The sequence below is a fragment of the Acidobacteriota bacterium genome (assembly GCA_016703965.1).
Lineage (GTDB): Bacteria > Acidobacteriota > Blastocatellia > Pyrinomonadales > Pyrinomonadaceae > OLB17.
In genome coordinates, this window is record JADJBB010000025.1 from 801,302 (window position 1) to 813,392 (window position 12,091).

The 12,091-nt window shown below is 52.4% G+C and carries 10 protein-coding genes; 3 read left to right on the forward strand and 7 right to left on the reverse strand.

Annotated features, from left to right (window positions below; genetic code table 11):
• Nucleotides 1-4: 4 nt before the first annotated feature.
• The 4 genes from IPG22_21190 to cyoE all read right to left on the reverse strand — a co-directional run bounded on the left by IPG22_21190 (nt 5) and on the right by cyoE (nt 5,178).
• Entirely contained in the window at nt 5-2,581 is a 2,577-nt protein-coding gene (locus IPG22_21190; GenBank protein MBK6590796.1) for a carboxypeptidase regulatory-like domain-containing protein, read from the reverse strand.
• A 489-nt stretch (nt 2,582-3,070) separates the two neighbouring features.
• Complete coding sequence (locus tag IPG22_21195) at nt 3,071-3,517, reverse strand: DUF420 domain-containing protein (GenBank protein MBK6590797.1); 447 nt, start codon at nt 3,515-3,517, stop codon at nt 3,071-3,073.
• Nucleotides 3,517-4,269: a cytochrome c oxidase subunit 3 gene (locus tag IPG22_21200; GenBank protein MBK6590798.1), complete on the reverse strand. Its 753-nt coding sequence runs from the start codon at nt 4,267-4,269 to the stop codon at nt 3,517-3,519. The genes IPG22_21195 and IPG22_21200 overlap by 1 nt, the downstream gene beginning before the upstream one ends.
• A 6-nt stretch (nt 4,270-4,275) precedes the next feature.
• The gene (gene cyoE, locus IPG22_21205) at nt 4,276-5,178 is read right to left on the reverse strand and encodes a protoheme IX farnesyltransferase (GenBank protein ID MBK6590799.1); all 903 of its coding nucleotides are present in this window, start codon (nt 5,176-5,178) and stop codon (nt 4,276-4,278) included.
• Nucleotides 5,179-5,336: 158 nt separating this feature from the next.
• Between cyoE and IPG22_21210 the strand changes: the two genes are divergently transcribed.
• Both IPG22_21210 and ccsA read left to right on the forward strand, forming a co-directional pair.
• Complete coding sequence (locus IPG22_21210; GenBank protein ID MBK6590800.1) at nt 5,337-6,899, forward strand: cytochrome c biogenesis protein ResB; 1,563 nt, start codon at nt 5,337-5,339, stop codon at nt 6,897-6,899.
• Between the two features lie 16 nt (nt 6,900-6,915).
• Nucleotides 6,916-8,511 (forward strand): cytochrome c biogenesis protein CcsA, encoded by a 1,596-nt coding sequence (ccsA, locus tag IPG22_21215; GenBank protein MBK6590801.1) that lies wholly within the window; start codon nt 6,916-6,918, stop codon nt 8,509-8,511.
• Nucleotides 8,512-8,534: 23 nt separating this feature from the next.
• Here the strand turns inward: ccsA and IPG22_21220 are convergent, their stop codons facing one another.
• The 3 genes from IPG22_21220 to IPG22_21230 form a co-directional block, all read right to left on the reverse strand.
• A complete protein-coding gene (locus IPG22_21220) occupies nt 8,535-9,506 on the reverse strand; it encodes a hypothetical protein (protein ID MBK6590802.1) in 972 nt (323 codons plus the stop codon).
• Complete coding sequence (locus tag IPG22_21225) at nt 9,507-9,965, reverse strand: GNAT family N-acetyltransferase (protein MBK6590803.1); 459 nt, start codon at nt 9,963-9,965, stop codon at nt 9,507-9,509.
• 122 nt (nt 9,966-10,087) lie between these two features.
• Nucleotides 10,088-11,386 carry a PDZ domain-containing protein gene (locus IPG22_21230; GenBank protein MBK6590804.1) on the reverse strand — a complete coding sequence of 433 codons (1,299 nt, stop codon included), beginning with the start codon at nt 11,384-11,386 and terminating at the stop codon, nt 10,088-10,090.
• Nucleotides 11,387-11,488: 102 nt separating this feature from the next.
• Between IPG22_21230 and ruvX the strand changes: the two genes are divergently transcribed.
• The gene (ruvX, locus tag IPG22_21235) at nt 11,489-11,983 is read left to right on the forward strand and encodes a Holliday junction resolvase RuvX (GenBank protein ID MBK6590805.1); all 495 of its coding nucleotides are present in this window, start codon (nt 11,489-11,491) and stop codon (nt 11,981-11,983) included.
• The last annotated feature ends 108 nt before the right edge of the window (nt 11,984-12,091 follow it).

Sequence of the window (12,091 nt, forward strand, 5' to 3'; positions counted from 1 at the left end):
AGAACTACTCTACCGCGATCAGATCAACATCCGATAGCATCGTGGCCGGCGTGACTGCTATAGAGGAAAAGCGGAATCGTTTCGATTCTGCCCCAACTACATAGGTACGCCCCGGCTCAATGTCTTGAAAGCTGTACCAGCCAAAGACACCAGTCGTCGCTCGCCTGATAACACCATTCCCATCGGTCAGACGGACAACCACGCCGCGGATCCCGCGACCGTCAGCTGTAAGCACTCGGCCCGAAATACCCGTCGTATCGGAACTGGCAGCTAGGATCGTTACCTTACCGTCTAAATAGCTGGCTCCAAGATGATCGCCTAAGCGGTCTGCGAGTGCCCGGTTGGCGAGGCTGTCAGTGAATCGGACAATACTCTCACCGGGTTCAGCGTCCGCCGCGATCTCAAAGGCTATCGCGAGCATCTGCCCATCATCCGCCATTAAAGGTTGATCAGAATCGATCAGAACACCAATTCTTCCAAAAGCGGCATTATCTGTATTAACGGTAATGACCGCATTCGGCGACATTCCTATACCGGGTGAGATGGCTGCGATCTTCAGCAGCTTTGGATCGAATTCAATTGAGAAGCTGGTCGCTGTTGCGTCACCAAGTGCTCTACTATCAACACTTACGTTGACCAAACGGCCATTCGACCCGCTCGCATCGCGTAGTTTGATCTCCCGATCGCCGGAATATCTGAATAATTCTCGGATCCAGCTAAACAGCTCCTCGATCCTGCCGATCGGCTGTGTGGGACCGGCTGCCACCTGTTGCGGATCGAGGCCTACGATGTAACGCCTGATCTGAGACATGTCCGAGGCATCAAGAATTCCCTCTCCCGAGGTCTCGATCGGAGCAACGTCTGCCCGCTGAAACTCGTTCGATGTGCCAACAGGCATATCCTGTCCAACCACAAATCGCCTGAGCTGAACAACGTCATTAGCCAGGATAGATCCATCACCATCGGGCCGCGCGGATACGTCACCCTCAATGCCGAGCGGGAACGGCGTCGGCGTCGGTGTTGGCGACGGAGTCGGCGTCGGCGTTGGTGTCGGCGTCGGCGTTGGAGTCGGCGTCGGTGTTGGCGTCGGTGTCGGCGTCGGCGTCGGTGTTGGCGTTGGCGTCGGTGTCGGAGTTGGCGTCGGAGTAGGTGTTGGCGTCGGTGTTGGCGTTGGCGTCGGTGTCGGAGTTGGCGTCGGAGTAGGTGTTGGCGTCGGTGTCGGCGTCGGCATCGGAGTAGGCGTCGGTGTTGGCGTCGGTGTTGGTGTTGGTGTTACGCCCGTTGGATTATTAAAAATGTAGGCAGAACCGCTATCTGCAGTCGCCCCGTCATCGAGATAGCTTCCGACGATGCCGTTCTCACCGTTTAGGGCGACGCTGGCTCCGAAGTTATCACCTACGGAACCATCGGATGCTGTTAATTTCTGTTGCTCTGACCATGTTGATCCGCTTCGAGCGTAGATATAAGCTGATCCCTGGTCATTTGCCGTCCCATTATCGTCTCCATTGGCTCCAACGATTACGACCTCATTTGCTATTGCAACCGAAGTTCCAAAGTTGTCACTCGCGGCGCCATCGGACGCGGTGAGCTTTTGCTGTTGGCTCCAGGATGTACCACTCCGCGTGAAAACGTACGCTGAACCGAGAACGGATCCGCTAAAATCATCATTGACGGCACCGGCGACAAACGAATCTCCGCTGATCGCCACGCTGTAGCCAAATTGATCGAGCGAGGCTCCGTCCGTCGACGCTAGCTTCTGCTGCTGGCTCCACGTCGTTCCGCTTCTGGTAAAAACGAAGGCGGATCCTTTCGAGCCGTCATCGCGTGGTGAACCAACCGCAGCTGAATCTCCGCTGAGGGCTACACTCCAGCCAAAATCATCGTCAGCACCGCCGTCGCCGGCTGTAAGCTTTTGCTGCTGGCTCCACAAGGAACCGCTTCGCGTAAACACGTATGCCGAACCGCGATAGCTGTCGTCGCCGAACGCTCCCGCGACGATAGTATTGCCATCGATCGCAACGCTGATCCCGAATTGATCGCTCGCCGCCCCGTCTGCGGCAGTCAGTTTTTGCTGCTGGGTCCAAACGCTTCCGCTTCGGACAAATACATACGTAGATCCTTGATCCACACCGCTGCCGTCGTCCAAATAGGCACCTACAACCGCAGTATCGCCGCTGATCGAGACGCTCCATCCAAAGTTATCCTCTGCGGCGCTGTCTGAGCCCACCAGTTTCTGCTGTTGGACCCACGAACTCCCGCTTTTGACGTAGATATATGCGCTGCCCTTGTAACCATCATCGCGTTGCGCACCTACGACTGCATAATCACCACTGATCGCCACGCTGAAGCCAAACTGATCGGATGCCGCCGCATCTGATGCCGTGACTTTTGCCACTTCGCTGAAAGCTTCGGGCCGATCCTGCAGAATGGGATCGATGATCCGCCGGGAGTTCAGGGGCTCGCGGCTAGCTGGGTCGATCTCAGCATGATTCAACGTCCCCGAACCGTCCTTTCCGCTGACAGGATCGGAAATGAAACAGCAAGCCGCTATCGCGACCCCGGCGCAAATACGCACGATCAACTTAGAGGAAATAAGCGCAACTAAGCGCGGTAGATTTAAATGCACGGAAAGTAGTTTAACCGATACAGAGTCAAATCTTAAGACAACGCCGCCAAATTCCGTGTTACGAGATCAAAACAAAAAAATCCCGTCGATCGCTCGACGGGATTTTTCCCTTTGAGAAGACTGGATGTCATCCACTAACTGTTGAAAGAGCAGAGCGGGAAGCACATCTGAAATCGCGCCAATAAAGGCTTAACCCTTGCTGATACTTCTTTGCCACACCTACGAGGTTAGCTGCCGGGCTAGGAGCGAAAGATTACCCCTGCGTCACTTGACGCTTCGCCCCGTCCTGCGGACCGTTCCACAGAAATTGGTTCCCCCGTGCCGTCTCACGTCAGACGACTTCGGTGATCAACTTTTCAACAGATGAAGTATAGCAACAAAAGACTATGGATTTCAAGGACATTTTGGGGTTAAAGTAAATATTTTTCGTGTAATCCTGAAATATTACCTGCCCGGATAGATCTGATAGAGCAGCAAGTAGACCACAACGCCCGTCGTTGAGACGTAGAGCCATACCGGGAAAACCAGGCGGGCCAGTTTCTTGTGGGATTCATACCAGCCTTTTAGCCCTCGTCTGAGTGTTAGGATGATAAATGGCCCAACAACCGCCGCCAGTATCGTGTGCGAGGTAAGAATTGTGAAATAGATCGGCCTGATGATTCCCTCACCTGTAAATTTCGTCGGCCCAAGGCCAAAATAGTAAGTTCGCAGTGCGTGGTGCGTTAGATAACTGACCAGAAAAACGGCCGAAACGATACTAGCGGAAAGCATGCAGAATCGGTGCTCGCTTATCCGCCGCTTCATTATGAAGTAAAACCCAGTTATAAGAAGAAGCCCGCTGATTGCATTCAACGCGGCGTTCAAATGCGGAAAGATCTGTAAGAGTTCCATTACTTCCAAAAACCTAATAACACGAACAAGACCAGCCAAAGCACGCCCATGAAATGCCAGTACCAACCGACGACCTGAGCGAGGGTTTGGCGCTTGCTAATCTCAAAAAGGCTTTCGGTTGGCGTCAGATTTCTAAGAAGGATAGTCCCTAATGCTAAGATCCCCCCGAGCACATGCACAGCATGCACCGCCGTAAGGATGTAGAAAAATCCCGCGTAGGGATTGCCTTCCATGTAAAGCCCTCTCGCATTGAGTGCGAGCCAGGCGAGAATTTGTGAGGAGATGAACGCCGCTCCGAAAACGGTGGTCACAACGAACCACTTTTTCGCCGATCGCTGATCATTTCGATCGACCGCGACCTTGCCGAAATGATAGACGACGCTGCTAAGAAGTATCAGGACAGTACTTATCCAGATCGGGATCGGAAGGTCAAAAGGTTTCCACTCACCAGCTTTATTCGTCGCGATGACGATATAGGCTCCTATCAGTCCGCCAAAGGTCATTAGAACGACGAGCAGCAGAAATGCCGTTAGAACTCTGGACTTCTGCGGTACGAACGGTTCCTTTGTAGGACCGGAATATTGTTGAAGATTTCCCGGGTCACCGCCTCCGCCATCCCCGCCGTCGCCACCATTATCGCCGGGATTTCGTCCGCCATTTTTATTGCCCGGGCCGGAACTTCCGGATATGCCGCCTTTCCGACGACGCGGCTCCTCGATATTGTCGATGATCTCAGCTGTCCCGATTTCCATAGAGATTTAACGTTTGTCAGCAACCATGAGGATGAAAAGGAGGGGAAGGTAAATTACCGAAACCATGAGCAGACGTTTCGCTTCCTCCTTCGTCTTGGCTCTCGCCGAGCGAATACTTGCCCAGAGAAACCAGAGCCCTAGGATGCTCGCCCCGGCCAAGAAAATGAATCCGGATATCCCAAGAAAGAAGGGAGCAAGACTAACGGGAAAGAGCATGACGGCAAAAAGGACGATCTGCCTTGCAGTCAATCGTCCGTCGGTGTCAACGACCGGCAGCATGAGAATTCCCGCCTTTGCGTATTCCTCGCGATACATCCACGCGATCGCGAAGAAATGGGGAAACTGCCACAGAAACTGCATCGCAAACAAAGCCCAAGCTCCCAGCGTGATATCGTTCGCGGCGGCCGTCCAGCCCATCAGAGGCGGCAGGGCTCCGGGAAGAGCACCGATCGCGGTAGATGCCGTAGTTCGGGTCTTCAGTGGAGTATAGACAAAAACATAACCGACAATGACCACAAGCCCAAGGATCGCCGTTAAAGCGTTGACGGCAAGCAGCAGATAAACTTCAGCCGAGAGGCATAGAAGGATGCCGAATATCAATGCCTCGATAGACGTTACCCGTTTTGCCGGAAGAGGACGCTTCGCCGTACGGGCCATGAAAACGTCAATATCCCGTTCCCAATATTGATTAAGCGTCGCAACACCGAACGCCAGCAGCGTGATGGCGATCATTGAGTTGGCAAAAAGGACAAAATCGAAGGATTCCTTCGTCCCGAGATAAAATGCCGCTGCGGACGTTAAGACAAGCAGAAATGCGATCCGCGGTTTGGTCAATTCCGCATAGGCGGCGAGTTTCTCACGCATTCCTAATACCTTTTGATTTTCGATATCGACTGCCAAAGTTTCCATCACGCAAAATTAGTGTAAAGCCCAAATGAAAAGGATAACGTCTGGGGAGCTGATTTCAAAGTTTCACTGCATAATCAGGTGTGCTTTTTGTGACAAGCGGAACTTATTTACAGAGGGGTGACAAAATAAGCCCGCTACGCTATTCTTTTGAATAATAAATGTCAGCGGCTGAAGAGACTATCAAATCACGTCCAGAAGTAACGAAGCCATCGGCTCCGGTTCTCAACCGTGCCCTGGATTTTCTAAGTTCAGTCAGGTTCGGCGTAGTTCAGTTGTGCATCCTGGTCGTGCTCGCAATGATCGGTATGCTTGTGCTGCAGCAGAACGTACAGGGTTTCGATGCGTATTACGTTTCCCTAACGCCGGCTGAGAAGCTTGTCTTCGGGCGTCTGGGATTTTTCGACATCTACCATAGCTGGTATTTCAACCTTCTCCTCCTGACCCTTTCGCTGAACATCATCCTGGCCTCCATAGACAGATGGCCTTCGGCGTGGGCTTACATTCGCGATCCGAAGAAAACTGCAACTAAGGTGTGGCTTCTCAGTCAACCGGACAACGCAAGCATTGAGTTCGATCGTACCGATGCGTCATCGGCCGCGGAGAAAATAAAGTCAGTATTCGAAAGCAACGGCTTAAAGTCATCGGTAACTGAAGTAAAAAGTATCGAGTACGGACTTGATGCCGATGGCCGCAAGGACTTTTCCGTTATAAAGGAAAAGACGAGTACCGTGGTTTTTGGCCAGAGCGGACAGATCAACCGACTTGGGGCCTATGTCGTCCACGTCTTTCTTCTTACCCTGTTTCTGGGCCATTTCGTTGCTCTTCAAACAGGCTTTGATGCTGACGTTCGAATGATCCCGGGCGGGACGACAGATCAGATCGAATTGATCCAGTTCAATCTGGACAAGAAAGAGAAATTCAACGTAAAACTTCCCTTCACGATGGAATGCACCGACATTCAGCAGCGTTTGATCGACCAGGGCGGATCCATCGACGTCACGAACACCATGGATTGGCGGACCCAGCTCAAGATAACTGATCCGCAGTATGGGGAGAAGATCGCTGATGTCAGCCTCAACGCGCCATTTAACTATCGCGGATACCGCTTTTTCCAGGCTCAGACCATTCCTGTCGGCAACGCCCGTACGATCGCACTCGACATCACGCCCCAAAATGGCGGCGATCCTATCAGAGCGAATATCAATCGTAACGGCAATACTTCCCTTCCTGATGGCACGAAGGTCGAATACGCCGAGTTCCTGCCGGACTTTACCTTCGGCCCAGATGGCCAGCCCGACACAAAAAGCGGGGAGTACGTTAACCCGGTTGCCGTGCTAAATGTCACGCCGCCCGGAGGCGAACGTACAAGGGTTTTCGCATTTGCGCAGAAACTAGCTGACAACATGCCGGTTGGAGCCCCGAAGGCAGGATATAAATGGCGGCTCGCCGAATTCGAAAAATCTCCTCTCGCTCACGTCTTATCGATCAAGTATGACCCGTATGACGCAGCGTTCATCGCCTGGTACATCGGCGGTTTCGGGTTGTGCGGTGCGTTGCTGTTCGTATTTTTGCTATCACACAAACGTGTCTGGGCCCACATCGAGACGCGAGAAGACGGAACCGTTGAAGCCGTTTTAGGCGGCGACGCTAACCGAAACCGTATCGCCTTCGGCGACAAGTTCAAAAAGATCACCGAAGGTCTCAGAAGTATAAATTCTTAGAAACGAGGCAGTAATTATGGAAGAACTCGATAGATTAGAAAGCCGTACGAACTGGAAATCTTTTATTCCGGCGATACTGGTCATAGTCGGTAGTGTAGCTATGCTCGGCCTGCGACTTCAGATCGGGGCTTCATTCATGTCAGACGGGGCGTTGATGATGCTCGCTCTGGCAAGCTACATCCTCGCAGCCGTTTTTGCTCTGACGAATCTGTACGCACCGTCATCAATGGCGGAAAAGGTCGGGTTCTTTTTTGCGACAATAGGCGTTTTCTTCAATTTCTCAAGCTGGCTTGTTCGCTGGGTTTCGGCCTACGATCACGAGATCGCGGTGATGCGAGCAAGCGGAAATATGGCTGAACCGTGGGTGTTTCGTTACATCCCGTTCGCAAATCTATACGATCTAAGCCTTGCTTTCGCATTCGGTGCCGGTATTACGACGCTGCTTTTCTCGCATCGCCGCAGTTTCCGCGTGCTTAGCGCTTTTACACTTCCTGTCGCGGCTTTGATCTTGACTCTCGCCCGATTTATCGGGAACGAATTCGTCGACCTGCCTCCTGTACTCGATTCCTACTGGCGTCCGATCCACGTCGGTGATGCAAGTCTGAGCTATGGTATTGCACTTGTATGCTTCGGGGTTGCGGTCATGTATCTATTGAAAGACGGCGTCAAGGTCGAGGCGATGGCGATCTGGTCGAGCATTTTTGCGATCGCTGTTTTGGCTACAGTCAGTAAATTCTCGGTATTCACCGAATTCGTTTACCGCGCCGGCCTTTTCGTTCCCAGTGAAGGCGTTAGAAAGCCATTCTCCGCACCATTCCGCCTTGAAGTTCCTTATGTTGGCCCTGCACTTGCCATTGCCGGGCTCTTGCTCGCGGGCACGATCGTCGCATTTTTATTCTACCTTTACCAGAACAATGAAAAGGCAAAGACCGTTGGCCATTACCTGCTGAAAGCTGCGTTTGCCGCTCAGATAATATCGATCGCTCTACTAGTCTTTGGGATCGGTGATAACACGAACGTTAATACCCGCCTGCAGGCACAGTTGAATCAGGACCCGAGTCAATATGTTGTTGCCGGTATGGCGATGGCCGAGAATCAGCAGCTCAGCGTCGCTGAACTTCAGCAAATGACGCCGAAGCAGCATGAGCAGATGGGCCGGGCATACGTGCAGCAGAACGGCTCGAAGATGTTCATGAGCCTGAACACAAATCCGGTTGAAGTAGCGGCACTCATTACGGCTCTGGTTGGCACATTATTCGTGATCTTTTTCGGCTTCAGAACCGAAAAACTACGTGAACGCCTGCCGAGTCTTGAGTCTCTCGACAGCCTCATGTACAAGACAGCGTGCCTCGCCTTTGCGGGCCTCGCCGTACTCTTGATCACCGGTGCTATTTGGGCAAACGAATCATGGGGTCGTCCGTGGGGGTTTGACTCTAAGGAAACTGGAGCACTGATCGCGTGGCTGACCTACGCAGCATTCCTGCATACTCGCATTGCTCGCGGATGGACGGGACGAAGCTCGGCTTACTTCGCGATCGTCGGATTCCTGCTGGTTATCTTCACTTATCTTGGCGTGAGCTATTTATTGAAGGGGCTTCACAGCTACGCGTAAGTATCTTCGGGTGACCTTCGGAGTTATTCGAAGGTCACCTTTGCCACGTCAAGGATCGAATATTTAGACACCGCACCACTTTTGGCAACGACGGTCAGAACTCCTTTGTCGACGCTGAATCTCAGCACGTCCTTCATTGGGCGGGTAATGACGGTGCCGTCCTTCATCTGAATAACCAACCGAATAGCATCCAGCGGATCTGTCTTTTTTGCCTCACGAGCCGGTGAAGTTTCGACCTTCGGCGTTGGCTTCGGAGTGTCGACCGGCTTTGCAGGTATCGGTTTTGCTGATTCCTTTATCGTCGATCCGATTACTACCTCAGGTTTAGGCTTGAGGGCTGGCGTAACGTTCTCTTTTCCATTCGCAACTGCTGTTTTGTCCGGCGTCTCAGTCTTTTTTGGCTCGGGAACTTTATCGAGCCGCGGCGGTGTTTCTTTGGCAGGCAGAGCCTTTGGCTTTATTTCGACGATAGTTCCAACCGAATTTACTACCGTTTTCGTCTGCTCTGCCTCACGTTCGATCTCCGGTGCAGCTTCTTCTTTCTGGCCCTTGACGGCGATAAAACTGCCCCCAAACTTGATTCGATACGTAGCGGCCTCATCATTCGGCGTTCGGCCTTGAATTCTGAGAATTAGCTTTTCCTCTTTCCGCAGATAGATCAGCCGCCCTGTTTCGCTGGGACCGGTGTCGGGGAAAATGACCATTTTTGTCAGCGTCCTAAGGCCGTCACGCGTGAACACATCAATATCGCCCGCAAAATTCCTGGTTACGACATTGATGAAAATATCTCCCTGCGTCCCCTCAAGAGCATAATAAAACGAAGTCAAACGAGAATCACCGATGTCGCGGGCCTTGATCGTTCCGATTACTTCGCTCGACGACACGGCCGTGGGAAAATTCTGATCGCGAGATTGCCCGAGGGCAGCGGCCGCAGGTAAAAACAGCCCGACGATCACAAGACAAATTCTAAATGGCTTTCTTAGTATTTCTTTCACCTATACAAGTTCTTTTCTGAGATGTACTAATCGTGAGGTCTCAGCATAACCAAGATTGAGGTGGGCCTGCAGGCTGATCGAGTTATCGATCTCTGCGTCCGAAGCCATTTCAATGCAGCCTTTTCCTCGGGCCCAGCCCTCGGCAAAGGCGACCAATTCGCGGCCGACACCAAGCCTGCGAAACTGTTCTTCGACAAACCAGCCTTCCAAATATCCAACGTTCTCGGTTTGGCAGTCTTCAACATACGAACGGATACTGGCCTCCAAAAACCCGCCGAGCCGTCCGCCGCCAAAATCTGCGACAGCTACGAGCTGCGTCTCGTTGTGCTCGATAATATCGACCATTTCAGATTTATGATCGTCCTCGGTAGATTCGTCCCACAGCAGGAGCCGCAGCCTGAGCCATTCGGAAAGATCGCCTTCCGACAGCTCTCGGATAGTGAAATTTAGGTATGCCATTAAAGAGGGATTCTACCAGTCTTGAGGAATTAGAACAATAGCTAAAGCTGCCGAACCTTGCCGTAGGGCAACAAAAAAGGCTGCCCTCGCGGACAGCCTTAATTAGAACAAATGTGATCTTACTACTCGCCTGCTTTGGCGGCTGCGACTTTGTCAGCGAGCACCTCGAGGGCCTTCTTAAGTTGAATGTCCTCAACGGACTTAGGAGCAGCCGGCTTTGGTGTCGGGCTGGGTGATGCAGCGGGCGTTGCACCGTCAGGCTGCGTAAGCGAATCGACGTCGAGAGGTTCCGGCGTATCCGGCCGTTTGACCTCGATCGAAGGTTTCACTCCAGTCGTAGCTCTATCTTCACCCAGGAATGGTGCGGAATTAGGCGATGCCCATTTCGCAACGGTCAAGAGATAACCGCCGCCGCTCGATAGCGGAAACAGTTTCTGTTCCGTTCCTGATCCGAACGTTCGCTCTCCGATCACCTCGCCGCGTTTCCTGTCGATCACCGCAGCGGCAACAACTTCGGCGGCTCCAGCCGTTCCGAGGTCGGTCAGGACAGCCAGGCCGCCTTCGAAAACCGTCTTGGTGGGATCGGCATTGAATGTGCTCTGGACACGGCTCTCACGGCCAATAACTTTTGCAAGTTCTCCGTCTTTGATGAAAAGGTTTGCTACCGCTACACCTTCTACTAAAGTTCCAGAGGCGACACCGCGCAGGTCAAGCACGATCTTCTGAGCACCTTGTTTCGTAAGTCCGGAAACTGCGGCACGAATGTCATTAGCCTGCCCATCCTCGAGGCTGTAAACCTTCACGATACCTATTTTCCCGCCTTCGATGCGGGTCTCGGGCTTGGACGTAGAATAAGTTCCTCGCGTAACCTTGATTGTCTGGGCTTTTTCGCCCGCACGCAGAACCCGGAGTGAAACCAACGAACCCGGATCGCCAAGCAGCAGTTGCCTGCCGTCGTAAAGCGAAATATCACGAGTTGCTTTGTTATCGATGTACTCGATCACATCCCCGGCCTTGATACCGGCTTTATCGGCGGGGCCGCCTTTTACAGGGGCAATGATGTAAAGATATCCGGAATACTGAGAATATTCAGCACCAATGCCCACCTTGTTCGAAGTCTTGCTCACCTCGTAAGCCTTGACTTGGTCCGGTGTGAGGTACGACGAGTAAGGATCGAGGCCGCCGGCCATTCCGCGAAGAGCACCGAGGCGAACCTTATCCATGTTTGGTTCGTCGACGTAGTCGTTTTGAATGTGCTGCAGAACAGACTCGACGATGCGAAGCTGGGCCGTCGCATCATTGACCGGCTGCTGAGCCGACGTCGTGAGTATATTGCCGATGAGCGGCATTCCGCCAACAACGGCATAAACAGCTATCAGGCCCGATAATGCAAGGATCCAAAGCTTTCCGCGAAATGACATTTTTATACCTCGTATGATAATTCAAGCCGTGCTTACTACGATAAAAGAGCTAGAATTGTTTAAGAAACAACGACAAACGATTATCTCTTAACGAATTTTTCAGTGCAACAAAAAGAAACAACTAATCCCGCCGTACTTACAGATGTTTTTGACGTCCCATTAGAAGGCCGGATCATCGCGATCGACCCTGGCACAAAACGCTGCGGCGTAGCGATCTGCGATGAACTTCGCGTCACCACCCGGCCACTGCCTTTTGTGGAACGTACTAGCTGGAAAAAGCTGCTGTCAAACATCCTTCAAATCGTCTCCGAGTATGATGCCAGGGCTCTCGTAATTGGTTTGCCGTTAGAATCCGACGGCTCAGAAAGTGCGATGTCAGCCGAAGCGAGGTCGATGGCCCGCAAATTTGCCCTGTCGCTGCCGATTCCGGTTTTTCTGCAGGACGAACGTGTGACCTCATACGAAGCCAAACGCCGCCTCTGGGAAAGCGGCGTCGATCTGAAAGATGCTCGGAAGCTGGTCGATAGCGAGGCAGCCGCGATAATTCTGGCTGATTTCCTGGATCGGATCTTGAGTGTAGAAGCCCAAACGAAGTAAGGGCTTCGGTTTCTGTAAGGAAAAAGAGAATAGACAACCGATTTGACGGATGGGACTGATTTCCACGGATATAAATTGTTATATCTGTGTAAATCCGTCTCATCCGTT